At 36.8% G+C, this 24777-nt stretch carries 27 protein-coding genes, 1 rRNA gene and 1 other RNA gene; 21 read left to right on the top strand and 8 right to left on the bottom strand.

Annotated features, from left to right (window positions below; translation table 11 throughout):
• The 5 genes from rrf to FGQ66_RS12470 all read left to right on the top strand — a co-directional run.
• Positions 1–77, top strand: a 5S ribosomal RNA gene (gene rrf, locus FGQ66_RS15855); the annotation flags it as partial.
• A gap of 221 nt (positions 78–298) precedes the next feature.
• Positions 299–1519: a DNA repair exonuclease gene (locus FGQ66_RS12455; RefSeq protein WP_081134870.1), complete on the top strand. Its 1221-nt coding sequence runs from the start codon at positions 299–301 to the stop codon at positions 1517–1519.
• A complete protein-coding gene (locus FGQ66_RS12460; protein ID WP_138302529.1) occupies positions 1516–4230 on the top strand; it encodes an ATP-binding protein in 2715 nt (904 codons plus the stop codon). Before FGQ66_RS12455 ends, FGQ66_RS12460 begins: the two co-directional genes overlap by 4 nt.
• Positions 4214–5158 (top strand): 3'-5' exoribonuclease YhaM family protein, encoded by a 945-nt coding sequence (locus FGQ66_RS12465; RefSeq protein WP_005877368.1) that lies wholly within the window; start codon positions 4214–4216, stop codon positions 5156–5158. Before FGQ66_RS12460 ends, FGQ66_RS12465 begins: the two co-directional genes overlap by 17 nt.
• A gap of 180 nt (positions 5159–5338) precedes the next feature.
• Entirely contained in the window at positions 5339–5563 is a 225-nt protein-coding gene (locus FGQ66_RS12470; RefSeq protein ID WP_227644961.1) for a hypothetical protein, read from the top strand.
• A 177-nt stretch (positions 5564–5740) separates the two neighbouring features.
• Here the strand turns inward: FGQ66_RS12470 and FGQ66_RS12475 are convergent, their stop codons facing one another.
• The 3 genes from FGQ66_RS12475 to FGQ66_RS12485 all read right to left on the bottom strand — a co-directional run bounded on the left by FGQ66_RS12475 (position 5741) and on the right by FGQ66_RS12485 (position 7708).
• Positions 5741–6766 (bottom strand): peptidylprolyl isomerase, encoded by a 1026-nt coding sequence (locus FGQ66_RS12475; protein WP_005877363.1) that lies wholly within the window; start codon positions 6764–6766, stop codon positions 5741–5743.
• Between the two features lie 176 nt (positions 6767–6942).
• Positions 6943–7281, bottom strand: coding sequence for a YtxH domain-containing protein (locus FGQ66_RS12480; RefSeq protein WP_016176900.1), 339 nt, complete (start codon positions 7279–7281; stop codon positions 6943–6945).
• Positions 7274–7708 carry an HIT family protein gene (locus FGQ66_RS12485; protein WP_005877359.1) on the bottom strand — a complete coding sequence of 145 codons (435 nt, stop codon included), beginning with the start codon at positions 7706–7708 and terminating at the stop codon, positions 7274–7276. Before FGQ66_RS12485 ends, FGQ66_RS12480 begins: the two co-directional genes overlap by 8 nt.
• 136 nt (positions 7709–7844) lie before the next feature.
• Between FGQ66_RS12485 and FGQ66_RS12490 the strand changes: the two genes are divergently transcribed.
• The 4 genes from FGQ66_RS12490 (at position 7845) to trmB (ending at position 11707) form a co-directional block, all read left to right on the top strand.
• Complete coding sequence (locus FGQ66_RS12490) at positions 7845–8582, top strand: ABC transporter ATP-binding protein (protein WP_138302530.1); 738 nt, start codon at positions 7845–7847, stop codon at positions 8580–8582.
• Positions 8575–9783 carry an ABC transporter permease gene (locus tag FGQ66_RS12495; RefSeq protein ID WP_138302531.1) on the top strand — a complete coding sequence of 403 codons (1209 nt, stop codon included), beginning with the start codon at positions 8575–8577 and terminating at the stop codon, positions 9781–9783. Before FGQ66_RS12490 ends, FGQ66_RS12495 begins: the two co-directional genes overlap by 8 nt.
• Before the next feature lie 353 nt (positions 9784–10136).
• Positions 10137–10919 carry a phosphotransferase family protein gene (locus tag FGQ66_RS12500; RefSeq protein WP_016176902.1) on the top strand — a complete coding sequence of 261 codons (783 nt, stop codon included), beginning with the start codon at positions 10137–10139 and terminating at the stop codon, positions 10917–10919.
• A gap of 137 nt (positions 10920–11056) precedes the next feature.
• A complete protein-coding gene (trmB, locus tag FGQ66_RS12505; RefSeq protein ID WP_005877350.1) occupies positions 11057–11707 on the top strand; it encodes a tRNA (guanosine(46)-N7)-methyltransferase TrmB in 651 nt (216 codons plus the stop codon).
• Positions 11708–11931: 224 nt separating this feature from the next.
• Here the strand turns inward: trmB and ade are convergent, their stop codons facing one another.
• The gene (ade, locus tag FGQ66_RS12510) at positions 11932–13671 is read right to left on the bottom strand and encodes an adenine deaminase (protein ID WP_249361102.1); all 1740 of its coding nucleotides are present in this window, start codon (positions 13669–13671) and stop codon (positions 11932–11934) included.
• Positions 13672–13801: 130 nt separating this feature from the next.
• On the opposite strand from ade, the gene comGA reads away from it, so the two are divergent.
• From comGA to FGQ66_RS12555, 9 genes are all read left to right on the top strand, one after another.
• Positions 13802–14731, top strand: a complete 930-nt coding sequence (gene comGA, locus FGQ66_RS12515; RefSeq protein ID WP_138302533.1) for a competence type IV pilus ATPase ComGA — start codon at positions 13802–13804, stop codon at positions 14729–14731.
• Positions 14688–15737: a competence type IV pilus assembly protein ComGB gene (gene comGB / locus FGQ66_RS12520; RefSeq protein ID WP_138302534.1), complete on the top strand. Its 1050-nt coding sequence runs from the start codon at positions 14688–14690 to the stop codon at positions 15735–15737. The genes comGA and comGB overlap by 44 nt, the downstream gene beginning before the upstream one ends.
• Entirely contained in the window at positions 15734–16030 is a 297-nt protein-coding gene (gene comGC, locus FGQ66_RS12525) for a competence type IV pilus major pilin ComGC (protein ID WP_005877344.1), read from the top strand. Before comGB ends, comGC begins: the two co-directional genes overlap by 4 nt.
• Complete coding sequence (gene comGD / locus FGQ66_RS12530) at positions 16005–16466, top strand: competence type IV pilus minor pilin ComGD (RefSeq protein WP_138302535.1); 462 nt, start codon at positions 16005–16007, stop codon at positions 16464–16466. The genes comGC and comGD overlap by 26 nt, the downstream gene beginning before the upstream one ends.
• 28 nt (positions 16467–16494) lie before the next feature.
• Complete coding sequence (locus FGQ66_RS12535; protein WP_192918935.1) at positions 16495–16761, top strand: hypothetical protein; 267 nt, start codon at positions 16495–16497, stop codon at positions 16759–16761.
• Positions 16742–17179 carry a competence type IV pilus minor pilin ComGF gene (gene comGF, locus FGQ66_RS12540; RefSeq protein ID WP_138302536.1) on the top strand — a complete coding sequence of 146 codons (438 nt, stop codon included), beginning with the start codon at positions 16742–16744 and terminating at the stop codon, positions 17177–17179. Before FGQ66_RS12535 ends, comGF begins: the two co-directional genes overlap by 20 nt.
• Positions 17166–17501: a competence type IV pilus minor pilin ComGG gene (gene comGG, locus FGQ66_RS12545; protein ID WP_249361103.1), complete on the top strand. Its 336-nt coding sequence runs from the start codon at positions 17166–17168 to the stop codon at positions 17499–17501. The genes comGF and comGG overlap by 14 nt, the downstream gene beginning before the upstream one ends.
• A gap of 165 nt (positions 17502–17666) precedes the next feature.
• Complete coding sequence (locus tag FGQ66_RS12550; RefSeq protein WP_138302537.1) at positions 17667–18674, top strand: class I SAM-dependent methyltransferase; 1008 nt, start codon at positions 17667–17669, stop codon at positions 18672–18674.
• Between the two features lie 24 nt (positions 18675–18698).
• Positions 18699–19883, top strand: coding sequence for an acetate/propionate family kinase (locus FGQ66_RS12555; protein WP_005877332.1), 1185 nt, complete (start codon positions 18699–18701; stop codon positions 19881–19883).
• A gap of 100 nt (positions 19884–19983) precedes the next feature.
• Here FGQ66_RS12555 and FGQ66_RS12560 read toward each other — a convergent pair whose 3' ends face one another.
• The 4 genes from FGQ66_RS12560 to FGQ66_RS12575 form a co-directional block, all read right to left on the bottom strand.
• Positions 19984–20457, bottom strand: coding sequence for a universal stress protein (locus FGQ66_RS12560; protein WP_005877330.1), 474 nt, complete (start codon positions 20455–20457; stop codon positions 19984–19986).
• A gap of 68 nt (positions 20458–20525) precedes the next feature.
• Entirely contained in the window at positions 20526–20813 is a 288-nt protein-coding gene (locus tag FGQ66_RS12565) for a hypothetical protein (protein ID WP_005877328.1), read from the bottom strand.
• A gap of 107 nt (positions 20814–20920) precedes the next feature.
• Positions 20921–21115, bottom strand: a non-coding RNA gene (gene ssrS, locus FGQ66_RS12570) — 6S RNA.
• A gap of 66 nt (positions 21116–21181) precedes the next feature.
• Positions 21182–22471 (bottom strand): replication-associated recombination protein A, encoded by a 1290-nt coding sequence (locus FGQ66_RS12575; RefSeq protein ID WP_138302538.1) that lies wholly within the window; start codon positions 22469–22471, stop codon positions 21182–21184.
• Between the two features lie 322 nt (positions 22472–22793).
• Here FGQ66_RS12575 and FGQ66_RS12580 point away from each other — a divergent pair, with 322 nt between their 5' ends.
• The 3 genes from FGQ66_RS12580 to FGQ66_RS12590 all read left to right on the top strand — a co-directional run bounded on the left by FGQ66_RS12580 (position 22794) and on the right by FGQ66_RS12590 (position 24771).
• The gene (locus FGQ66_RS12580) at positions 22794–23303 is read left to right on the top strand and encodes a DinB family protein (RefSeq protein ID WP_081134889.1); all 510 of its coding nucleotides are present in this window, start codon (positions 22794–22796) and stop codon (positions 23301–23303) included.
• A gap of 342 nt (positions 23304–23645) precedes the next feature.
• A complete protein-coding gene (locus FGQ66_RS12585) occupies positions 23646–24281 on the top strand; it encodes a DNA-3-methyladenine glycosylase (protein ID WP_081134891.1) in 636 nt (211 codons plus the stop codon).
• A gap of 1 nt (position 24282) precedes the next feature.
• Positions 24283–24771: a DUF3013 family protein gene (locus tag FGQ66_RS12590; protein WP_138302539.1), complete on the top strand. Its 489-nt coding sequence runs from the start codon at positions 24283–24285 to the stop codon at positions 24769–24771.
• Positions 24772–24777 lie beyond the last annotated feature (6 nt).

The raw sequence follows: 24777 nt of genomic DNA on the forward strand, positions 1-24777 counted from the left end.
CCGAACACAGAAGTTAAGCTTCTTAGCGCCGATTGTAGTGAGGGGTTGCCCCTTGTGAGAGTAGGACGTCGCCACGCAAATGGTAAAAGCAGATGAACGAAAGTTCATCTGCTTTTTTGTATGTTTTTTTGATTAGAGAAAAAAACGATGGGAACAAATTTTCGGTTTTAGATGAAAAAAACGAAGGAAAATGGTATGATAAATAGGATAGATAGCTCGAAATATCACTAGTTTTATTAAATAGAAAAATGAAAAATGCTCTAGAGGAGCTTACTTTGATCAAAAAGGAGGATTTTCGATGATTCAATTCATTCACGCAGCTGATTTACATATGGACCGTTCATTTGAGGGATTAGTAAATTTGGATAAGCGAGTACAGGAAAGGTTATTAATAGCCAATTTAAATGTTTTATCAAACATTGTGGATGAAGCAATAAAACATGCGGTTGATTTTGTTTTATTGGCTGGAGATAGCTTTCACCAGCCTCGTCCTTCATTGAAAATCCAAAAACATTTCGTTGACCAAATGGAACGCTTGAACCAAAGTAATATTGATGTATATATGATATTTGGGAATCACGATTATTACCAACAGGAAAGGTATTGGTTTAAATTCCCTGATAACGTACATCTCTTTACTTCAGAGAGTGTTGAAACTAAAAAGTTGATCAGTAAATCAAAAGAAGAAGTAGCAATCAGTGGATTCAGCTATCTTCATCAGTGGATCCAGCAGAATAAAGTAGTGGATTTTCCATTGAGGGATTCAGTAGACTATCATATAGGAATGTATCATGGGGAGATAGGAGCAAACGAAAAAGGAAATTATGCTCCTTTTCATGTTTCACAAATGCAGGATAAAGGCTATGACTATTGGGCATTGGGACATATCCATGTGCCTATGGACTTAAATGAGCATGGAACGATCAATTATCCTGGAGCACCTCAAGGACATACACAAAAAGAAACGAGTGCGCGCTCAATTTTACTTGTGGAATTAGACCAAGGGAGAAGTCAAATCGAAACGCTCGAAGTGGCAGAAGTTTATTGGGAAGAGAAAACGATCTCTTTGAAATTGGCGAAAACTACCCAAGACATTTTGAGTATCTTCAAAACACAACTTGAAACTACTTCCACCAAACTGTCTTTGCTAGATATCAAAGTGGTTGATTACACTCATTTGAGTCATGAAGTCATCGAAAGGATCCAATCAGGAGAACTATTGGACTACTTAACAGATAAATTGTCTGCCAATCTGATAAATATCTATGTATGGCGTATTTCTATTGTGAATGAAGAATTGCCGAATCGAGTTTCTTTATCGGTGTCAGAAGATTTATTGGAACAACTATTTGAGACATATCATTCACCTGAGATTTTTCAACAAATCTTAAATGAAATGTACAGCCATTCAGAAGCTCTTCGATTAATCCATGAAATACCAAACTATCAGGAGCAAACATTAAATAGAGCAAAAGAATTACTCGATCGAGATTTTGTGTTCGAGGAGGATAAAGAATGAGAATCTTAAGAATTGAGATTGCTGCTTTTGGCAAGTGGCGACAAAAAAGCTTTGACTTTACTTCTGGGAATCAGTTGATTTATGGGGAGAATGAGGCTGGTAAATCAACAATCTACCAATTTATTCAAGCCATTTTATTTGGCTTTCCTTCAAAGGGAAAGAAGAAAAAGGATTACACTCCTAAAGATGGCTCCGCTTATGGAGGAAAGCTTTGGCTTGAACATCCTGTTTATGGAGAGATCATGGTTGAACGCTACAAGCAACAAAACCGAGGCAAAGCTAAGGTGCGTTTTAATGAGCAGGTAGGCAGTGATGAATTATTAGAAAAACTGATCACGCCTTTAACAAAGGAACTCTTTCAGCAGGTTTTTACTTTTCAACAAGAACAGTTGACCGAGCTGGAATACCTGAGAGAAAAGGAACTACATGATGCTTTGATTTCTTTAGGTATTACTGGTAGCTCGCAAGTTTTCCAAAAAAGACAGGATTATTTTCAAGAAGCCCAGCAGCTATTTAAAAAGAAGGGCCAAAAATTGCTCATTAACCAGAAATTGAATGAATGGAAGTTGTTGCAAGAAAAAGTTCAACAAAAACAAAATCAAGAAGCTTATTTCAGCCAATTAGTGCAACAAGAGCAGAGTTATAGTCAAGAACAAACAGTATTACAAGAAAAACTTCAAAAAATAAATGAAAAAATCAGTCAGATCAAACAGCAAGAACTTAATTATCCTTTATATGAAGAATGGCAAACTTTAAAAAGCAAGTCATTATCAGAAGTTCCAGAAGAAAAATTATTGATAGACCTCGAGGATTTTTCTAAACGGTATCAACAGATGACGGAGCGCCTAGATGAATTAGAAACGACTCTCGAAAAACATAGTGGCATGGATCAACAATCTGCTCGCTATTATTTTTATTTAGAAAATGAAGAAACATTAAAAGAAATACTAAAGCAACAAAATCAAGTGGAACAATCTCTCAAAGAGTGGGAAAGACTTCAAATAGAAGAAAGAGAGACAGAATCTGAACTGAAAATTTTAGAGCAACGTTGGCACTGGTTGAGGCAGCAAGCACCAAAAGAATTCTTGTATACTGAAGAATGGCAGCAACTTTTAACGGAGCACCGATCATTAAGTGAAAAAAGGAATCAATTGTCTATTCGCTCTGAAATCGTAGAAGAACAGCAACTAGCACTTGAAACGGAAATAAATAAAATAGAAGAAGAGCATCCAGAATTGATAAATAGCCAACCGGTAAGTAGTCAGCCAAAGATGAACCTACAATTGATTGTCATTTCGGCAATATTCATAGTGATTGCGTTTTTTATTCCTATGCCTTGGAAGCTCGTGCCGTTCTTATTTGTAGTAGGAAACGTGGCTTATTATTTGTACAAGCAAAGAGAAATAGGACAAAAGAGCAATCTAGCTGAAGTTAAAGGAATGTGGCAAGAAAAACTGGGGCAATTAGACAGTGTACTTGCTCAAATAGAAGAACTTAACCAGAAGAATAAAAAATGCTTCACTGAACAGCAAGTATTCGAAAAAAAAATAGGAGAGTTTTCTTCTAGGAATCACTTGGCACAGATGAATACATTTGAAGCGATGAGAACTTATGGGCAGGAAGTATCCGATTACCAAAGGTTACTGGAGCTATTTGAACAAAAACAGGTACGTGTAAAGGAAATCAAACAAAAGCTATTGCTAGTCGAAAGTAAATTGGAGATCGTGAAGGAATGGCTACCGATACATGATCGGCAGTTGACTGAAAAAATGGGATTACTTGCTCAGTTTGTCGAAACGATGGAACAGTTGAAATTTGCGAGAAGTTATCAACAAAATACCTTATTGAAGCAAGAAATCAATCAGCTTAAAAAGAAACAGAAAACATTGTTGGCTGAGTATAACGGACAATTACAAAAAGCTGGACTTATGTATCCATCAGAAGTACCTGTGTATCTGCAAAAGGCAAAACAAACAAAAACGCATCTTAAGCGATTGACTGAATTAACCGAAATGCTAACGTCTCTTTTTCCAAAGAGCAAGACAAGAGAACAATTGAGCCAAGAATTGCGTACGTATCAGCAAGAACGGTACAGCTATCAATTAGAGGAAAAAGAAAGCATCGAAAAACGCCAACGCTTGAAAATACAAGTAGAGGAACTTCAAAGAGATGGGACACTAGATGAGTTATACCAAGAAGCTAGTTTAGTAAAATCACAATTGGAACAGTTATTCGAAGAGTGGGGTGGCTTAGCGATTGCAGCGACATTTTTAGGTGATCTTTCAACCGAAATGAGTGAACGGCAACTCCCTCAGTTATTAAAAATTGCAGGTGATTATTTAGGAGTATTGACTAAAGACCATTATCACGAAATTTTATTACAAAATGACACATTGACATTAACAGATGGTAGTACGGAGTATCCAATTTATGAGCTATCAACGGGTACGAAAGATCAGCTGATCATGGCTATGCGATTTGCTTATCTATCATTAGAAGCTAAGCGTTCCATTTGTCCGATCATCATAGATGATGGTTGGTTGCATTACGATCATCAGCGGAAGTACCAATTGGCAAAACTTTTAGCCGAATTTGGGGAAAAGTATCAGGTAATTTGTTTTTCTTCTGACCAAGAAATGGTAAGCTATTACCAAGAGCTAAAACAAGCTGTAAATATACTAGAAGGAGCAAATAATGAAAAAAATTCGTGAATTAGTTATTGATGAACAGTTTGAACTGTTTGTTCTAATAAAAAATGCTGATGTTAGAATCGCAAAAAACGGGAAAAAATTTATCGCATTTACTTTTCAAGATACATCGGGAACAATTGACGGAAAATATTGGGATGCCTCCGAAGATGAAATAAAGAAATTTACTGCTGGGACAGTGGTGTTCCTTAATGGTAAAAGAGAAGTTTATCAAGGAAACCCTCAGGTGAAAATTTTACACATGCGTTTAACGAAAATCGATGAACCAAGTGAACCAAGTCTTTATATGGAACGAGCACCAATGAAAAAAGAAGCAATGGAAGAAGAAATCAATCAATTATTGTTTGAAATCACAAATGCGCATTGGAATCGAATTGTTCGTCATTTACTCAACAAGTACCAAAAACAATTTTTTGAGTTTCCGGCAGCTAAACGAAATCACCATGCATTCGCTAGTGGGCTAGCTTATCATACACTGACCATGCTTCACTTAGGCAAATCCATTGCAGATGAGTATCCGGAATTGAATCGGGCACTATTATATGCAGGAATCATTTTGCATGATCTTGGAAAGGTTATTGAACTATCAGGGCCAATGAGTACCGAATATACGTTGGCTGGTAACCTTGTAGGCCATTTGGTATTAGTGGACGAGGAAATTACAAAGGCCTGTGTGGCGTTGAAAATCAATGAGGCGGATGAAGATGTTTTAGTTTTGCGACATATGGTGTTGGCTCATCATGGGTTACTAGAATATGGATCGCCAGTAAGACCTCGGATAATGGAGGCAGAAGTTCTACATCAAATCGATAACATCGATGCTTCAATGCAAATGATGCTGACTTCTATACGACAAACAGAGCCAGGTAAATACACAGATCGTATTTTTGGGATGGACAATCGTAGTTTTTATGTACCTAAAGATATATAAATAGAAAGTACGTAGTCAACTTTGCGGGAATAAAAGGACCACCAAGAGTTAGATTTTTGATTTAACTCTTGGTGGTCCTTTTAGCAGGACACGTGCTTTTATTTCGTCTTAAACATTTTTTGTATTGTAAAACAAGTATGTGTATGATTATACTTATTTAGAGAATCATTCAGTTGGGACGTGGGACGATTGGAACAAGTTATTCAAAGTTTTGATGATCGGAAAAAGTTATTATTGATTTGGCTACTAGGATTATTGTTTGCCCTTTGTCTGCTATACACGGCGTATAAAATCAGAAATCATTCAAAAATCGGACTGATTGCATTGACAACGATAGGGATATTTCTAGGAATCGTAATGACTTTTTCACTCATCGTTACTGTAATGTTAGGAATCAATTGGTAAAAAGAGGTCGAGACAAAAGTCGTTTAGGCTTGAGAAATTGGAAAAAAAAACGAACAATACGTTTTTTGTATTGTTCGTTTTTTTTTTGATATTTCCGAAAGGCTTGACTTTTGAACGCCGTTTACTCAAGAGTTTGTAGCAAAACTGATGTTTAGATTTGTCCTACATTCCCTTTGTTTATTTGCTTGATGATTCTGTAGTGCTTTCTTCAGTATCTGAAGCTTTTGTTGATTCAGTTTCTTTTGTTTCAGAAGATTTAGTTGATTTAGTTGATTCTTTTTCTGAATCGGAAGTGCTCTTGCTACCTGACTCTGTAGTAAATGCACTTAGGACATTTTTGAAGGAATCATCTTTCACTTTAACATTCGCTGCTTTTAATTCTTCTGAAATGACTTTTGTTTGGAAAGCTTGGTCATTCAGTTTTGTATCAGTAGCGATTTGTTTTACTTCATCTTTGTACTTGTCCATATCATTGCCTTTATTTTGGTTTTTCACCATTTTTACTACATAGTAATCAGTTGCGTAAGTACTTGCATTTGTAGCAGTGATGACATCAGATACTTCGCCATCTTTCAGTTTAAATGCAGCTTCTTGTACTTCTGTAGGAACAGTCTTGCTTTGAGAATCAAACTTGACTTTTCCGCCGTCTTCTTTTGTTGTTGTGTCAGTTGATTTTTCTTTTGCTAATTTTGTAAAATCATCACCATTGTCAGCTGATTTTTTCACATCTTTCGCATCATCTTCACTACCTAATTTAATGATTTGAGCTTCTACTTCTGGATGGAAAGATTTCCATGCAGTTTTCAAATCTTCGTCAGTCAGCTTGATGTGATCCTTGATTCCAGCTTGTAAGACTAGATTATTTTTGATTGTTTGTTTGTAGCTGTCTTTTGTATAGCCAGCTGCTTCCAATTGAGATTCAAATGTATCGCCGTAGCTTTTTGCTTGTTTGTCATACTCGGCATTGACTTTTTTGTCAGATACTTTATCTTCATATTTGTTATTGAAAACCTTATAAATGATCATGTTTTGAACTAACTGTTGATTGGCAGAAGAAGTTTTTGCTTCATCGTAAAAATCTGAAACAGTAATGGTTCCACCTTTCATTGTTGCAATATCTTTATCTGTACTACCTGAACAAGCTGCTAGTGCCAACACAGCCAACGCACTAGTTGCTGCTAAAATTATTTTATTTTTTTTCATTCAATTCTGCTCTCCTGTAATTTATTATTATTTTTACATATATAACTATACCACATAAAATTCTCAATAAAACCGTTCTTACGATAGTTTCAAATAAAATTCAAATTTTCATCACATTCACCATTTAAATTTTAAAAAATGATAAAATATGTCCCATGATTATTAAAAAAAACGTATTATTGTAAGTCGTTCGGAAGTTCTTGAGACAATTTTTCTACCTGTTCTTGGATTTGAGCAATCCTTGGTTCTGCTTGAAATTTAAAATTTTCAATATCCTTTTTCATAGCATTTTGGAAAGCAGGAATAACAGAATTTGCGGTTTCTTTTGTTTCTACTAAGGCATGCTTAAAATGATTAAGACTGTTATTTAATTCGTTCGTCAAAGCAGTTGCTTCGTCGACTTCAGTGATTAGTTTTTTTCTTGTCTCATTGCCACTTCTGGGTGCGAATAGTAGACCCGATGTTGCACCTACTGCTGCGCCAAAGATAAGACCTTTGAGAAAATTTTTAATCATGGGTATTCACCTGCTTTTGGATAGCATTTTGGATACTAGCTAAGGTCTCAGCTGTATAATCTTCTTGATGATTGCCAAAATGAATAGAGAAGTCATCCTTTTTGCTGTATCTAGGTACCAAGTGGATATGTGAATGAAAGACAGACTGATAAGCAAGTTCTCGATTATTGTTTAAGATATTTAGACCTTCCATTTCTGGGAAAGCTTTTTCGATTGCGCGGGCAATTTTAGGGATTCGTGAAAAAACATTTGCTGCTAATTCTTCATCATAGTCAAAAATATCTGAAACATGTTTCTTGGGAACGACAAGGGTATGACCTTTTGTTGTTTGAGAAATGTCTAAAAAGGCATATACTTTTTCATCTTCATAGACTTTATAGCTAGGAATTTCTTGATTGATAATTTTGCAAAAGATACAGTTTTCCATTTGAAACATCCTTTCCATTAGAAATAATTCTTTAGTTTAACTTTACCATAAGTTCAAAGGAATGTATGAAAAAAAATAAATTGACTCGATTTTCTTCGTGGTATAATAATAGCAGTATACTTACGGAGGGAAATTTATGAGTTTAATATTAGAAAATGTCACGGGGGGCTACGGTCATCTACCCGTTTTAAAAGATATCAGTTTCAGAGTGAACCCAGGTGAGATGGTGGGAATGATCGGGTTGAATGGTGCTGGGAAAAGTACAACGATCAAACACATTATCGGGCTTTTGGAGCAAAAAAAGGGAACGATCTCAATCAACGATCTTACTTTGAATAAAAATACGGAAGCTTATCGAAAACAAATCGGTTATATTCCCGAAACACCTTCTCTCTATGAAGAACTCACTTTAAGAGAACATATTGAAATTACTGCGATGGCGTATAATATCCCACTTGAAACTGCGATGAGAAGAGCGAAAAAATTATTGCATACTTTCCGCTTAGAGAATCGCTTAGAATGGTTTCCAGCTAACTTTTCAAAAGGAATGAAGCAAAAGGTAATGATTTTATGTGCTTTTTTAATTGAGCCTTCCTTATATATCATTGATGAACCTTTTTTAGGGTTAGACCCTTTGGCAATCAATGCGTTACTGGAATTGATGGTGGAAATGAAAAATGAAGGATCTGGCATCTTGATGTCCACACACATTTTAGCAACAGCAGAAAAATATTGTGATCGCTTTGTGGTGTTGCATAATGGAGAGATACGTGCGAATGGAACGTTGAACGATCTGCAAGAGGAATTCCAACTACCTGGTTCTTCGTTAGATGAAATCTATCTTTCTTTAACAAAGGAGCAGCAAGATGAATAATTTTTTTCAATTACGATTAGCGAAGCATCAGAAGAAAATGATGAAATATATGCGATATGTCCTAAATGATCACTTTGTACTGATCTGTTTATTTCTAATCGGTGGGGTAGGTTTCTATTATTCTAATTGGCTAAAAACGCTAACGACCCCTTTTCAATTAGGCGGAGTGATCCTTTCTGTATTTTGGCTTCTTTGCCTATATTTTGGAAAGTTTGCTTCTTTTACTCGTGCGGCTGATATTGTTTTTCTATTACCTAAAGAAGAAGAAATGCGCGGCTATTTACAGCAAGCCTTTCGCTATTCATGTATTTTTCCGTTCATCTTTTTAGGCTTGATCTGTGGCTTTTCTATGCCTTTACTCGTTGTTTCTACGGGGCGACCTTTTACAGTCTTCTTTTTTTATTTGATCATGCTCTGGTGTATGAAAAGTAGTCAGTTACAAATTAAAAGAGCAGAAGTGTTTCGGATCGACAACCGCCAGTTACTTGTGTGGAAAGCCGCATGGGCTGTATCTAGCTTACTCATGCTCTTTTTCTCTTTTTACTGGATTTGGATAGGACTTGTAGGTGCAATCGCTCAAGCTATTATCTATGGCTGGTTCTTATGGAAAAAAATGGATCGTCGTTTGGATTGGGAAAAAATGGTGCAGATCGAAGAACATCGTTTACATCAAATTTATCAATTCATCAATCTTTTTACGGATGTTCCAGAAATCACTTCCAAAGTTAAAAGAAGAAAGTACTTCGATCCTTTGTTAGAAAGAATCAGTAAAACACCAGCGAACACATATTATTACCTTTATATGAGAAGATTTGTTAGAGGAACTGATTTTAGTGGGCTTGTTTTTCGATTGACGTTGATCGGTGGTATTCTGATAGCCAGTATGTCTGACGTTTATTTTATCAGTGGTATCGGAGCATTATTCATTTACCTGATTGGATTTCAGCTTCTTCCTTTATACAATCAATTTCGCTATATGACACTCGTTAAACTATACCCAGTTCAAGAAGAGCAGAAGAAACGAGCGATTCAAAAATTATTATTAGGAGTACTTCTTGCAGTAGCAATTCTTTTTGGGTTGCTGGCTGCCATTGTCCTAAGTGGAGTAGAAAAAGTGATCCCTCTGATCATTTATCTAGTGGTTGCGGGACTGTTTGTTGGGCTGTATGCTCCCGCTAGACTCAAAAAAATGGATGATTGAAGAGATACAAGAATAAAAAACGGAAAAAAGAAGATGAAAGAGAGCATGGGACAAAAGTAAGAAATACTTTTGTCTCATGCTTTAAAAACGAATAAACGGTGGGAGCAGAAGCAACTCCTTCTTAAATAAGCCGAAATCCACAAAAATTTGAAAAGCCATTTTCGTTGATTTCTTCTTATTTCTCAGAGTTAAACACTTCTGTCCCAACCTCTTTTCGTTCTCTTTTTTTGATAAAAGATGGTTTTTTGAAGCTGAATGATGGAAAAAGAACGTATATGTGCTTGACGTTCGCGGCTTAGGCGACTAGAATAATAAGTACTGCAAAACATAGAGTTAAGAGGACGGGAGAATGCATGATGGAGTTTCAGTTAGACCAAGAATGGCGTTTACGCCCCATCAAAGGTGATACGGGAAAAACATACATAGGCATGCGTGATGAAGACAAGGTCTTTATTAAACGAAACACGACTCCAATGCTTGCTGCACTATCCCGAGAAGGAATCACGCCAAAGCTAGTATGGACAAAACGTACTGGGAATGGGGATACTTTAACAGCACAAGAATGGTTAGAAGGACGTTTATTGACACCCAATGAAATCGGGCAAAGAAATGACGTCATTGATGTATTGTATCATTTGCATCACTCAACATCATTGAAGACAATGCTGACACGTATTGGCGGTAAAGTAATGACTCCAGAAAAAATGTTGAAGCACTATGAATTAGATTTACCTGAGATGCTTAAAAACAATCAATTCTTACAAATTGTTCATCAGTTTTTACGTCAACAGCTTCCACATACGGATAAAGAAGATTTTGCAGTGGTGCATGGAGATGTGAATCATCGTAACTGGTTAGTATGTAAAAATTATTTATATCTAGTTGACTGGGATTCAATCATGTTTGCGGATCCTGCGGTCGATCTCGCCACGATTTTAGGGAATTATGTACCGTTGTCTAATTGGAATCAGTGGCTTATCAGTTATGGCATCAGACCGACAGATGAAATACTTGAGAAATTGCATTGGTATGCTGCAATGAATCTGCTTCAAGAGATCACTAGATATTGTAAACGGGATGATCATCGGAGAATGAACGAAGAAATTCTACAGCTGAAGCGGGTATTCAGCGGTTGATAAAAGTCGTAAATACCGATGCATCACCAGAAAAAAACAAAAATAAAACATGTGTATTTTTAATTTGAGATCAGAAGAGTTTAACTTCACTTTGTCTGATCTTTATTTTTTTAACTAAGAAAGGAATGGAAAGTTTCATGCGCGTACGAAATCGCCCAGGAGCTGCAGAAATGTTAGCAGCACACCCAGATCTTGTCATCAGTGAGCCTACCAAATGGAAAGGGAAATGGCACGAACTATTTGGAAATGATCAACCAATCCATATCGAGATTGGTATGGGAAAAGGACAATTCATCACAGGAATGGCAAAAGCACATCCAGAAATCAATTATATCGGGGTGGAGATGCAAGTGAGCGTTGTGTCGATCGCTTTAGACAAGCTTCTTGAAGAACCATTACCTAATTTGAAACTATTGCATGTCGATGGCTCAGCACTGACGGAGTATTTTTCAGATAGTGAAGTAGACCAAATCTACTTGAATTTCTCTGATCCATGGCCTAAAAAAAGACATGAAAAGCGTCGCTTGACCTACAAAACTTTTTTAGCTGTGGATGAACAGATTTTACGTCCTGAAGGGGAGATCCACTTTAAAACAGACAATCAAGGGTTATTTGAATATTCACTAGCAAGTTTTTCTCAATATGGAATGGTCATCAAGCAAGTATGGCTTGATCTGCACCAAAGTGATTTTGCAGGAAATATCATGACTGAATATGAAGAAAAATTTTCTTCAAGAGGACAAAGGATTTATCGAGTTGAAGCACAATTTAAAGATAAAACAAAATAAGTTGAAGTATCGTTTATCATGATTTAGCGGTACGGAAAAATATAAAGTGGTCGAGAAAAAAGTCGTTTAGGTTTGAGAAATTGGAGAGAAAAGAGGTTGGGACAAAAGTGTTTCTTACTTTTGTCCCACGTTTTTTTTGAAATTTCCGAAAAACCTGATTTTTAGATTTGTCCCACCTTGTTTGTATTTTCAATTTTTATTTATTAAATACCTAGAAAAGTAGATTATCCTTTTTTGATCGAAGGTTCGATCAAATTGAATTTAGAAAAGGAGAACAACCCTTTATCAGTGATTTTTAACTCGGGAATGACAGACAAAGTTAAAAAAGAAAGAGTCAAAAAGGGATCGAAGGCTTGACTTGCTCCTAATTTATAGGCTTCTTTGGTTAGAGAAACCAACTGTGTGGTCACCTCTAAAAAAGGATCTTGGGACATTAGGCCGGCAATTGGTAATGGGAGGCAAGCTAATTCTTTTTCAGCTTTGACAGCAATCATTCCTCCACCTTTTTTGATCAACTGGTTTGCCGCATAGAGCATATCCTCATCGTTCGTTCCTACCACAACTATATTGTGGGAGTCATGAGCGACTGTCGTTGCAAGCGCACCGTCTTTCAATTGGAATCCTTTGACGATACCGACACCGATATTTCCTGTTTGATGGTGGCGTTCAATAACTGCGATCTTTAACCAATCATTTTCGATCGAAGGTTCAAAGAATCCGCCTTTTACAGAAACCGTTTCTATCAAATCATTCGTCAATAAGCTGTTGGGAATGATTTCAATCACATGTGCTTGCTCTGAGTGTATCGGTAGAGCAAAAGAGGTGTTAGATAAGGGTTTGACATTCATTGCTGGTAAGTTATCTGTAAATGGATTTGGTTGTGTGGGAAATCTATCTTGGATTATCTCGCCTTGTTCCACTACTAAATTTCCTTGGGTGAAGACATCAACGATCGGTAAAGTAGTTAAATCATCGGTTAAGAAGAAATCAGCTTGATATCCAGGAGCAATCGCCCCTAAATGGTCAAGTCCAAAGCATTCTGCTGCATTTAAAGTAGCCATCTGGATAGCTTGTAGTGGGTCCATTCCCAATTGGACCACCTGCCGAATAATATGATCGATCGATCCTTCAGAAACGAGATCGTCAATCAATTTATCGTCAGTGACAAATAAGCAGCGACGTGAATTTTCGGGAGTGATTGCCGGATATAATGCGTGAAGATCTTTTGCAACGGTTCCTTCACGAATCATCAAATACATGCCTAATGCTAGACGTTCTCTTGCTTCCTCAGCAGTTGTTGCCTCATGGTCTGTACGGATTCCAGCTGCCAAGTAAACATTTAGATCGTCTCCATGGATACCAGCAGCATGACCATCGATTTTTTTATTTTTATTCTTCATTAATCGTAATTTATCGATGATTGTTGCCTCGTTCGTTGCGACTGCTTGATAATTCATGACTTCTGCAAGACCGAGGACTTCCGGCCGTTCCAGAAATGGGATAAATGAAGCAGCATCGAGAGTCGCTCCATTTGTTTCAAATGGTGTGACTGGGACGCAAGAAGGCAACATGACAAATATATTCATCGGAACACTTCTAGCATCATCGATCATAAAATCAAGGCCTGTACTTCCAGCAACATTTCCAATTTCATGAGGATCAGTAACCACGGAAGTAACCCCGTGGATCAGTGAAACTTTCGCGAATTCTTTTGGTGACAACAAGGAACTTTCAATGTGTACATGGCCGTCGATTAGACCTGGTACCAGATATTTATTTTTTGCATCATAAATTTGTTTTCCCTCGTAGTCTCCTACTCCAACAATCATCCCATCACAGATAGCAACATCAGCCTCCATGACTTCTTTTGTAAAAACATTGATAATTTTTGCGTTTTTTATGACTAGATCTGCGAGTTGTTTTTTTCCAGCGATTAAAATATGTTTTTCGAGTAATGAATCCACTTTAGACCCTCCAAAATAAATTTTTACTAGTATAACATAAATTCGGATTTTGCCAATGATTTTTAAAAGAATAATTCAGAATACAAATAAAAGTTGGAAAAAGACGTATGTTTTTTATGGAGGGAAGCGAATGGACATAAAAGTTTTTTCGAATGAACTAATCAAAGAAAGTTTTGAAAAAAATGTACAAGATATCTATATTTTACCAAGTGGATCAGGGTTTACGATTTATTATCGATATAGTAAAAAGCGAACATTTCAACAAGAAGTATCTTTTGAATTAGGACAACAATTGATTTCTCGATTTAAGTATTTAGGAGAAATGGATATTGGTGAAAAGCGAAAATCACAACTAGGTTCGTTGACCTATCCGTTGGAAGAAAGACAAATTAGATTACGTTTGTCTTCGGTGGGTGATTATTTACAAAGAGAAAGCTTAGTTATTCGTTTATTGTACGATTTGTCAGCAAAGCATTTTCGTTGTTTTTGCCCACGTGATTTCAAAATGATCGATACTTATACGAAAGAAAGAGGTCTCTATTTATTCAGTGGTCCTGTTGGTTCAGGAAAAACATCCTTGATGTATTATTTAGCACGTGAAACGACCCTCCAAGTCATTACAATTGAGGACCCAGTAGAAATCGAAGAACCATTATTTCTGCAATTACAAGTTAACAATAAAATCGACCAAACGTATGAACAACTCCTAAAACTTTCATTGCGGCACCGTCCGGACTTATTGATCATAGGGGAGATAAGAGATAAACAAACAGCGGATACTGCGGTAAGAGCAGCATTGACTGGACATCGTGTCTATGCTACTGTACACGCCCGTTGTCTAGAGGGAGTAGAAGCCAAGATGACTGAATTGATGGGAAAGAACCAAGATTTATTTGAATGTTTAGCAGGAGTGATCTATCAAGAAATTTTGTTGGATCAATTTCAATCGGCAGCAGTTTTGTGGGCCTATGATTTCTCATATAGTGGATTTGTAAAGAAGGGGTGGGAAGAAAGTCGTGAAGAGGCAAAAAAAGCGTGTTGGCAGACCACAACGTTTTAAAAAAATGTCTATCAAAGAACAAGCAAAATATATTCAATTGATGGGAGAATTACTCTTGAATGGATTCAGTATCCAAGAGGCAATAACGATCCTCTTAAAAATCCAAGCAATAACCCAGATCCATTTACAAAATGCACAGCGGTTGCTACAGGAAGGACATCCATTTTATGATGTATTGCAACAAATGGGATTCAGCTCTGAAAAATTAGTGCAAGTCGAGTTAGCAGAGACGCATGGGAATTTAATTGAAACATTGAAAGGAATAGCTGAACAATTTCGATTGGTTGAAGAATTTCGTAAAGAATTGAAAAAAATGATCAGTTATCCCTGTCTATTATTGATTTTTTTACTGGGAATACTTGCTGCTTTACGGCAAATGGTTTTGCCACAACTCCTTGCTACGGATATGGTCGCAGCTTCACATTGGGGGATAGTATTTCTAAAAACTTTCCATTGGTATTTGCTTGGAACATTTTTGGTCGGGGGACTTCTACTGATTTTTATTCAGGTTCGATTGACTAAAATGGATGTTATACAAAAATATACTTGGTTTAGTCAACTAGTATTTTTCGGGCGAATGTTCTCACTCTATCAATCTTCTTATATTGCTCTTGAATTAGGAAAATTATTCTATGAAGGATTAGAATTACGTCAAATCATTTATTGCTTGAAGGAAACAAGACAAGGAAGTTTGATCCAATTACTGGCTTTTCGACTAACTAAAGGACTTGAATTAGGGATTCCTTTGGCTGAACAATTTCAAAGTTATACATTCTTTACCGAAGATTTTAGTCAAATTATTTTACAAGGTGAAGCAAAGGGACAACTTGGAAAGGAGTTATTATTTTATAGCTCATTGACCAGACGGCATTTTTTTCAAAAGATCAATCGAATACTCCATTGGATACAACCACTGTTTTTTTTCGGGATCGCTGGTTTGATCCTACTGATTTATGCTGCAATTCTACTGCCTGTATATGGAAACATCGAGGAGGTTTTATTATGAGCGTGACCAAGAAAAAAAGACTTTTTCTTAATCGGGAACTTGCCAGTTTCACACTGATAGAAATGCTTATTGTGTTACTAGTGATCAGTGCTTTAGTTTTGTTATTTATTCCTAATATTTCGCGGTATCGGGATCATGTAAATAAAGAAGGAAGGGCGGCTGTGCTTCAATTGATCGATGCACAAAAGGAGCTATACTCGTTACAAAATAACGGAAAGGTCCCTACGATAGCTGAGTTATTGAAAGAAGGGTATATCAAACAAGAACATGCAGATGCTTATAATAAAAAGTAAGCATGACCCACCTGGGCACACATTACTAGAAACTCTACTTGTTCTATTCATTATATCAAGTTTGTTTATCTTTCCATTCGTTTCTATTTCATCGTGGCAAACACGATTAGCTGCCTATCAGTTCTTTGATCAATTTGAAAGAAGAATTTATGCCACACAAAAAGCAGCAATCGTTAACCAGGAAAACACAACGATCGCCTATGATAACAAACAAGCTCAGATCATTTTTACAGTTCCACAGCAAATGAGCAGTTGGACAATATTGAAGATACCTAAAGAAATTGAAGTGAGAAGGGCCCCAACACTTATATTTGCTGCAAAAACTGGAAACGAAAGTTCCTTAAATGCGTATCAGTTTTACTGGAAGGAAGAAAAACAGTTGATCAGCTATCAATTCCAAATGGGAAGTGGTCATTATCTTAAAAAAGTCGAATAAAAGTGGTTTTGTATTATTAGAAACGCTGATGGCGTTAACAGTCACAGTTGCCTGTATCTATTTGGTAAGTTCAAGCAATCGATTTTTATTACAGTTAGACAAGCAGAACAATCGAAGAGTTTTGCTAGTACGTAGATTATATGAAGATGTCAAAACTTTTCGGAAACATCAACAGTTACCTAGTAGGACAATCGTTGAGCCGAAAAGTAAAACAGTGATTGAGTCAAACCAAAATGGGATACAACAAGTGAAAATCACGCAGGAGGAGGATACCATTGAGATCCTCCAAAAATAAACCTACCTTTACACTGATCGAATGTCTGATTTCATTAGTTGTTTTAAGCAGTATCTTCCTATCGATGACTTTGTTGATCAATCAAGCAAATCAAGTAAATAAGTATTTACAAAGAAAAGACCAAAAAGAATGGTTGATTTTTTTAGTGCAGTTTGAAGAAGAAATAAAACATGGTGAAAATATCCTAGTCAAAGATGATCGTGTCTATTATGAAATCTCCGATAAAGCTTATTCTATCGAGCAATACAAAAATATGATACGCAAACGAGGTCGAAATGGAGGCCATCAACCCATGCTGACAGCTGTCAATACATGGATCGTAAAAGAAAATGAGACGACAGTGTCTTTTTTGATATCTTTTGAAAATGGGGAGGAGTATGAAGGCGTTTGGACAAAAAGCAAAGATGGAACGGCATAATCAAGCGAATATCTTGATAACTACACTTTTGATTTTCTTAGTGTGTAGTTCCTTGATGTTAGTTATTTTAGAAAATTATCGGCTGACTATCGATATCAATCAGCGAACTGAGAAATATTATATAGCCAAAATAATGAAACAAATAGCATTATCAAAAATCACCAATGAAAAAGTAAAAGGGAAATATCAATATTCTACTGGTATCGTTTTTTACACTCAACAAAATAACGAAGTAGAGTTCCACATTGAAGTTCTACCATATACCTTCAAATTTACGGAAAAGTTAAATAATGGTACAGATTGTGATACAGTTTGTGACTAAATGTATGAAAACGCCCTCTTTTCTGTTATAGCGCTGTTTTTCTGATATATGTGTTTATTATTTCACAAATAAAAAAGTGTGAAAACGATTGAAATTTTGTCGATTCTTCGTTAAAATTAAACAGGTAAAATAATTGTTATAATATATCTAGAAATGAGGTGCACCATGTTACCAGAAAAAATGGAACAGGGTTTTGAACAAAACCTAAAAGCGATTCAGCTTTTACAAAATGCATTGGGAACTTCCTTTTTAGAAGCCTATGTCGAAAATGCTGAGAACTTAATCGACAACTATCAAGTACGTGTGGTGGATGGGGTGCCGACTGAAGAGATCACAAAACAGATTTCAGCGATCTATGAAGAATTCAGTCAATTATCTTTTGAGCCAGAAGAATGGCGTCGTCTGTCTCAACTACTGTTACTAAAGGGGGCACAGACTGAACATCTGCAAGCAAATCACCAGTTGACTCCAGATAGTATTGGTTTTTTATTCGTCTTCTTAATTGAACAACTGTTCACAAAAAAGACAGAGCCAGTCAGAGTTTTAGACATTGCGGCAGGAATGGGTAACTTGTTATTAACAGTTCTTTTAAATCTAACGAACGCAGGATATCAAACGGAAGGGTTTGGTGTAGAGATCGATGATACATTGCTAGCAGTTGCTGCTTCAACGAGCGATTTGACCCAAGCAAATGTACAATATTTCCACCAAGATGGATTACAAGATTTACTGGTTGATCCAGTTGACGTTGCAATCAGTGATTTACCGATCGGTTATTATCCGAATGATCAAAAAGTAAAAGAATTTTTAACAAGCGCCAAGGTAGGCCACAGCTATGCACATCATCTGTTATTAGAACAAGCGATGAAATATGTCAAACCAGATGGATTTGGTCTATTTTTGATGCCAAGTAACTTTTTAGAAACAGAACAAAGTGAAAATGTGAAGAAATGGTTTAAAGAGGAAGGTTATCTACAAGGGATGATTCAATTACCAGACGAATTGTTCCGCAACAAGCAATCACAAAAAAGTATTTTGATTTTACAAAGAAAAGGGCCAAATGCAAAACAAGCACAAGAAGTGTTGCTTGTAAAACTTGATTCACTAAAGAAACCAGAGAAGGTGACCGAATTTTTTAAAGAATTTGAAACATGGAAATCGTCTTCTCTGTAATCATTCAACTAGAAGGAGAGTAATATGTCTAAAACAATTGCAATCAATGCTGGAAGTTCAAGTTTGAAATGGCAGTTATATCAAATGCCAGAAGAGACCGTAGTCGCTAAAGGAATTGTGGAAAGAATTGGTTTACAAGATTCTATTTTTACTATTAAGTATGGCGAAGATCAAAAATTCGAACAAATCATGGATATTGAAGACCATGAAATAGCAGTAAAAATGCTATTAGATCATTTGATTGAACTGCATATTCTAAGCTCGTATGATGAAATCACTGGTGTAGGACATCGTGTCGTACATGGTGGTGAAACTTATGGAGATTCTGTGATCGTTGATGAAGATGTCATGAAACGAATCGAAGTATTAGCAGAATTTGCACCTTTGCATAATCCAGCAAATCTAATGGGGATCAAAGCGTTCAAAAAAATATTACCAGACATTCTTAGCGTAGCTGTTTTTGATACATCATTTCATGCAACAATGCCAAAACACAATTATTTATATAGTTTACCTATTTCTTATTACGAAGATTACAAAGTTAGAAAATATGGTTTCCATGGAACGAGCCATCGATATGTTTCTGAACGAGCAGCTAAATTACTCGACAAACCGATTGAAGAATTGAAGTTGATTACTTGTCACCTCGGAAATGGTGTATCGATCACAGCCGTTGATGGTGGGAAATCAGTAGATACTTCTATGGGATTTACACCACTCGCAGGAGTAACGATGGGTACACGTTCTGGTGATATTGATCCAGCTGTCATACCGTATTTGATGGAGAAATTAGAGATCGATATCGATGGAGTGATGGATATCTTGAATAAAAAATCAGGTCTTTTAGGTTTAACAGGTTTATCAAGTGATATGCGTGATCTTGAGAAAAACTATGAAAAAGAACATATTCGCTTGGCCTATGACATTTTCGTCGACCGTATACGTAAATACATTGGTGGTTATGTTACAACCATGAATGGTGTAGATGCAATTATTTTCACTGCCGGAATCGGTGAAAATGATGGACATGTTCGTAGTGAAATCATTAAAGGAATGACATGGTTTGGCTGTGAAATCGATCCTGAATTGAATAAACTCCATGGTGAAGATTTGGATATTTCAACAAAAGACTCAAAAGTAAAAGTATTAGTGATTCCAACAGATGAAGAACTAATGATTGCTCGTGATGTTGAACGCTTGCGAAAATAAGCTTGATTTTAAAAGCGAATGCTCATCAATGAGTGAAGGTAAAATGCAAAAAAAAAACTGTTTGATGGGAGAATAATTCTCTCACCAAACAGTTTTGTGCTTATTTATCCTTTTTCTTGGGTAATTGGTTCTCTAAATCAGTACGTACAACAAGGACATCGCAAGCAGCGTTGCGAATAACGAATTCTGAAACAGAACCTATAAATAGTCGTTCAACAGCATTTAATCCTGTCGCACCTAACATGATAAGGTCTACTTGGTTATCCTCAGGAATTTCTTTTGCAATAATTTGTTTAGGAGACCCGTACTCGATGACTGTAGTCACCTTACTCAACCCAGCTTTTTTAGCATTGGTTTCATAATCAGCAAGAGTTTGTTTAGCCATTTCAGTTGCTTGCTCAGCCAACATCCCATCAAATGAAGAGACTGTTTGGAAAGAACGAGTATCGATGACGTGTGCTAATAATAGCTCCCCGTTGTTTCTTATAGCGACGTTAACAGCCTTTTGAAAAGCTAATTCTGCTTCCTCAGAGCCATCTACGGCGACCATGATTTTTTTGTATTGTTGTAACATATGCGTTCACTCCTTCAGATAAAACATCTTTACACACCTATTGTAAAACAATTCTGAAAAAAAGAGAATTATTTACTGTTTGGTTTAGCCATTTTTTTCGCAAAATTGATACTGAACACGGAAGCTACGAGAATGACGAGGATCAAATAGGATAGAGCAATAAACCGTTGATTGAAAAAAGCCACGGCTATACCTAAGATTCCTAAAAAGGCATAAATGGCGCCAAAAAATTGCAAGAAACCTTGATTTTTTTCTGTTTTTTCGATTAATACAAAAAAGATAGGCTGTTTTTTTAATAAATAATAGCTGACAAATAATAATAGTAATGCGGCAATGCCCATTAACAGTTGGATCATATGAATTCCTCCAAAATTCTAACTATCGCTCATAGGTTAGATAGTTTTCAAAGATGAAAAAGGGAGCTGTACCAAAATGGCATAGCCCCCTAAATCTTAAAAAAATGGTAATCTCCGTTAATGCCGGTGTTCGTCCTGTAGTATTGATCCCGCGAATTCAAGCAGGTGGGTCCCATGGTCGTAGCATCGAACTACCAAATGATAAGGCGTGTTACCAGCTGTGACACAAGACAGGTCCCAAGATATCAATAAAAATGTTCGGTCAACACACAAAGAGGACAATTCGAACATCACAGATTTCCCACTCCTATAGTAGCACAGGAAAATAAAAAGAGCAATGAGAGCGCTCAGGAAAATAGAATACACACTTAGTCATGTTTAGGAAGTTCTTTTTTCCAGTCTTTGATACGGTAATATTGTTGTCCTAGTGCCTGTTCATACTTTCCAGTATCTTTTGGATGATAATATTGCGCATGTTTCAGTTTATCAGGTAGATATTGTTGATTCGCCCAAGCATTTTCAAAGTTATGTGGATATTGATAGCCCACTCCTCGATTCAATACTTTAGCGCCTTGATAATGACTATCACGTAAATGGTCAGGGACTTCGCCAGCATTTCCGGCGCGGATATCAGAGATTGCTTCATCCAACGCAGTATAAGCAGAATTGGATTTAGGTGACAAACATAGATCGACAACAACATCTGCTAATGGAATGCGCGCTTCCGGAAGTCCCAGACGTTCCGCAGCTAAAACAGCATTGACCGTTCGAGCAGCTGCTGCAGGATTCCCCAAACCGATATCTTCATAACCAATGACCATCAGACGCCGACAAATACTTGCTAGATCTCCTGCTTCGACTAAGCGGGCAAGATAGTGAAGGGCGGCATCTACATCACTTCCGCGTATAGATTTTTGGAATGCAGAAATCACATCATAATGGGCATCACCGTTCTTGTCATGGGTCAATGCTTTTTTCTGCACACATTCTTCAATGACAGGAAGAGTTAGGTGGATCATCCCTGATTGATCCGGTTTAGTTGAACGTGCAGCAAGCTCTAATCCGTTCAACGCACTTCGAAGATCTCCGTTCGTGGCGCGTGATAAATGAAGCAATGCTTGATCGTCCAACTCTATGCTAAGCTGACCAAGCCCACGATCTTTATCATGCAGAGCTGTATGGATTGCTTTTTTAATATCTTGTTCATCTAGAGGTTTGACTTCAAAAATCTGGGTTCGACTACGGATAGCGGGATTGATAGTGATATATGGGTTTTCGGTTGTGGCACCGATCATTATGATCCGCCCATTTTCTAAATGAGGAAGTAAAAAATCTTGTTTTGTTTTATCCAGACGGTGGACTTCATCAAGTAAAAGGATGACTGTACCGCTCATTTTTGCTTCCTCTGCAACGATCTGCAAATCTTTTTTTGAATCTGTGGCCGCATTCAGCATTCGAAAAGCAAATTTCGTTGAACCAGCAATCGCACTAGCAATACTAGTTTTTCCGGTTCCAGGCGGGCCATACAAAATCATGGAAGACAACATTTTTGCATCAACCATTCGGCGAATGATTTTGCCTTCACCGACTAAATGCGTTTGCCCAACAACTTCGTCAATCGTTCGAGGCCGCATGCGATAGGCTAAGGGTTGTTGCATAAAAAACTCCTCCTTTTGATTTTCGTACGTTAATTATAGCATAGTGGAAAAGATACTGTGAATTAGGTAAGTTCAGATGCTAAAGAAAGGATGAGGTCGAGACAAAAGTCGTTTAGGTTTTCGAAATTTCCGAAAAAACCTGACTTTTGGCCGCCGTTTATTCGAAGTTAGAGTCTGTGGCAAAACTGATTTTTAGTTTTGTCCCACGCTCATAATTGTTGGAAGGTGTGAGTGATTACATAGAAAAACAGAATCCGTTCTCTTTTATTTTCTTTGGTGTAAAATAGAATAAACAAATAAAAAATGTATCAGGAGGGAAACAATGGGGAATACACGATTTGAAACCAAACTATTGGAAAGAGCGCGTGAACGTTTTGAAGAAACATTGGATCAAATGGATTTAACCGAAGCAAACACGATGCCTCAACCATTGATCAAATCAGTTACATGGCTGATCTGGCATACGGCTCGAGAAATTGATTATCAAATTTCAGACTTGAACGGAAGCAAACCACTCTGGATAAGTACTGGGTGGAATAAAAAATTTTCATTGGATTTATCTGATGATACTCAGGACTGGCGCCATACACCTGAAGAAGCGAAAAAAGTGGTCGTAAAAGAAAAACAATTGCTTATTGATTACTTAAATGACAGTATCCACTTGGCGAACGATTATTTAGAGAATGTAGATGAAGCAAGCTTTAGCGAAGTGATCGATACGAATTGGACACCTCCAGTAACAAGAGGAGATCGAATCATTTCTATCATTGATGATGCAGTGATGCATTCAGGACAAGCCGTGTATACTAGAAGATTAGTGATAGGTAAATAGTAGAGGTTTCTTTGAATAAAGGTAGATCAGCATAGATCAACGAATAAGGAGAGCGCATATTTTTATGCATCTCCTTATCTTGTTTTCCCAGATATTCTCAGTAGAAGAAAGAGGTTGGGACAGAAGTGTTTAACTCCGAGAAATAAGAAGAAATGAACGAAAATTGCTTTTCAAATTTTTGTGAATTTCGGCTTATTTCCGAAGGAGTTACTTCTGCTCCCACCGTTTATTCGGAGTTAGAGTCTGTGACAAAACTGATTTTTAGTTTTGTCCCACGCTCCTACGCCTCTGTTTTCATAGCTTATCCGATTAAATTTGTGTATGATAAGGGAGGTGAATAGAATGATGGATAATCGGAATTTAGATGAACTTTTAGGGAGTAAGTCAACACCTGAAGTGGCAAGAGATTTACTAGGTATGTATTTAGAATATTCTACACCTAAAGGAATTGTTGGCGGATATATCGTAGATACGGAAGCTTATCTTGGACCAGATGATGAGGCTGCACACAGTTTTGGTATGCGAAGGACACCACGAGTAGCGGCAATGTATGAAAAGCCAGGAACGATTTATCTTTACACGATGCATACGCACCGCATTTTAAATATTATTACGCAACCTGAAGGAATTCCTCAAGGGGTCATGATCCGAGCAATCGAGCCTGTGACAGGAATCGAACAGATGAGTGCCAATAGAGGTGGAAAAATAGGTCCGGACATCAGTAATGGACCGGGAAAATTAGTTGCCGCATTAGGAATACCGCAAGAACTTTATGGAAAATCAATTATAGATAGTCCATTACATTTGGTTTATGAGAAAAAAAGAGAACCGAAAAAAATTAGTGCGTTGCCTAGGATTGGAATACCTAACAAGGGAGAATGGACAGCAATGCCATTACGATTTGTTGTTTCCGGGAATCCGTACGTTTCGTTACAAAAAAAGAACCAGATCGATGAAGACTGGGGTTGGAGGAAGTAAAATGAAAAAAGAAAACTTACTTGATTATTTAGATCAGGCGATTGAAAAAACGATTACTGATTATGATGTAGCACTTGATTGGGATACGAAAAATCATACGATTGAGATTATTGTGCGTCTATTTGCTGAGAATAAAGCACACTTTGAGATTGATGATGCAGAAGGTGTCGTATCAGAAGAAGATGTCATTGAATTTGAAGATGGTATCTTATTATTCAATCCACAAAAATCTAATTTTGATGAAGCAGACTATTTGGCAGTTATTCCTTATGAAGGGAAAAAGGGCTTGAAAAAATCTGTGGTTGATGCCTTGATCGAGTACTTAAATGAAGTATTAGCTGAAGGACAAAGCGATTTATTGGATTTTCTAGATACAGATGATGAAACTGCTGTTTTTGAATTGACATTCGATAACCAAAAATTAGCTGAACTAGTCGAAGAAAAACAACAAAATCAGGCAGATGCATATTTACCGTATCCAAGTTACTAAGGAGTG

The sequence above is a fragment of the Enterococcus sp. BSD2780061688st2 D3 genome (genome assembly GCF_005844145.1).
GTDB lineage: Bacteria > Bacillota > Bacilli > Lactobacillales > Enterococcaceae > Enterococcus_B > Enterococcus_B durans.

Excerpts from the sequence above, each read along its gene's own strand:
- FGQ66_RS12535 (WP_192918935.1), top strand. The coding sequence starts at position 16,495 with ATGGCGTTAACAGTCACAGTTGCCTGTATCTATTTGGTAAGTTCAAGC.
- FGQ66_RS12555 (WP_005877332.1), top strand. The coding sequence starts at position 18,699 with ATGTCTAAAACAATTGCAATCAATGCTGGAAGTTCAAGTTTGAAATGG.
- FGQ66_RS12490 (WP_138302530.1), top strand. The coding sequence starts at position 7,845 with ATGAGTTTAATATTAGAAAATGTCACGGGGGGCTACGGTCATCTACCC.
- FGQ66_RS12495 (WP_138302531.1), top strand. The coding sequence starts at position 8,575 with ATGAATAATTTTTTTCAATTACGATTAGCGAAGCATCAGAAGAAAATG.
- FGQ66_RS12590 (WP_138302539.1), top strand. The coding sequence starts at position 24,283 with ATGAAAAAAGAAAACTTACTTGATTATTTAGATCAGGCGATTGAAAAA.
- FGQ66_RS12480 (WP_016176900.1), bottom strand. The coding sequence starts at position 7,281 with ATGATTAAAAATTTTCTCAAAGGTCTTATCTTTGGCGCAGCAGTAGGT.
- trmB (WP_005877350.1), top strand. The coding sequence starts at position 11,057 with ATGCGCGTACGAAATCGCCCAGGAGCTGCAGAAATGTTAGCAGCACAC.
- FGQ66_RS12465 (WP_005877368.1), top strand. The coding sequence starts at position 4,214 with ATGAAAAAAATTCGTGAATTAGTTATTGATGAACAGTTTGAACTGTTT.
- FGQ66_RS12585 (WP_081134891.1), top strand. The coding sequence starts at position 23,646 with ATGATGGATAATCGGAATTTAGATGAACTTTTAGGGAGTAAGTCAACA.
- FGQ66_RS12550 (WP_138302537.1), top strand. The coding sequence starts at position 17,667 with ATGTTACCAGAAAAAATGGAACAGGGTTTTGAACAAAACCTAAAAGCG.
- FGQ66_RS12575 (WP_138302538.1), bottom strand. The coding sequence starts at position 22,471 with ATGCAACAACCCTTAGCCTATCGCATGCGGCCTCGAACGATTGACGAA.
- comGG (WP_249361103.1), top strand. The coding sequence starts at position 17,166 with ATGGAACGGCATAATCAAGCGAATATCTTGATAACTACACTTTTGATT.
- FGQ66_RS12560 (WP_005877330.1), bottom strand. The coding sequence starts at position 20,457 with ATGTTACAACAATACAAAAAAATCATGGTCGCCGTAGATGGCTCTGAG.
- FGQ66_RS12565 (WP_005877328.1), bottom strand. The coding sequence starts at position 20,813 with ATGATCCAACTGTTAATGGGCATTGCCGCATTACTATTATTATTTGTC.
- FGQ66_RS12500 (WP_016176902.1), top strand. The coding sequence starts at position 10,137 with ATGATGGAGTTTCAGTTAGACCAAGAATGGCGTTTACGCCCCATCAAA.
- comGC (WP_005877344.1), top strand. The coding sequence starts at position 15,734 with ATGAGCGTGACCAAGAAAAAAAGACTTTTTCTTAATCGGGAACTTGCC.
- FGQ66_RS12580 (WP_081134889.1), top strand. The coding sequence starts at position 22,794 with ATGGGGAATACACGATTTGAAACCAAACTATTGGAAAGAGCGCGTGAA.
- FGQ66_RS12455 (WP_081134870.1), top strand. The coding sequence starts at position 299 with ATGATTCAATTCATTCACGCAGCTGATTTACATATGGACCGTTCATTT.
- comGD (WP_138302535.1), top strand. The coding sequence starts at position 16,005 with ATGCAGATGCTTATAATAAAAAGTAAGCATGACCCACCTGGGCACACA.
- FGQ66_RS12460 (WP_138302529.1), top strand. The coding sequence starts at position 1,516 with ATGAGAATCTTAAGAATTGAGATTGCTGCTTTTGGCAAGTGGCGACAA.
- FGQ66_RS12475 (WP_005877363.1), bottom strand. The coding sequence starts at position 6,766 with ATGAAAAAAAATAAAATAATTTTAGCAGCAACTAGTGCGTTGGCTGTG.
- FGQ66_RS12485 (WP_005877359.1), bottom strand. The coding sequence starts at position 7,708 with ATGGAAAACTGTATCTTTTGCAAAATTATCAATCAAGAAATTCCTAGC.
- comGA (WP_138302533.1), top strand. The coding sequence starts at position 13,802 with ATGGACATAAAAGTTTTTTCGAATGAACTAATCAAAGAAAGTTTTGAA.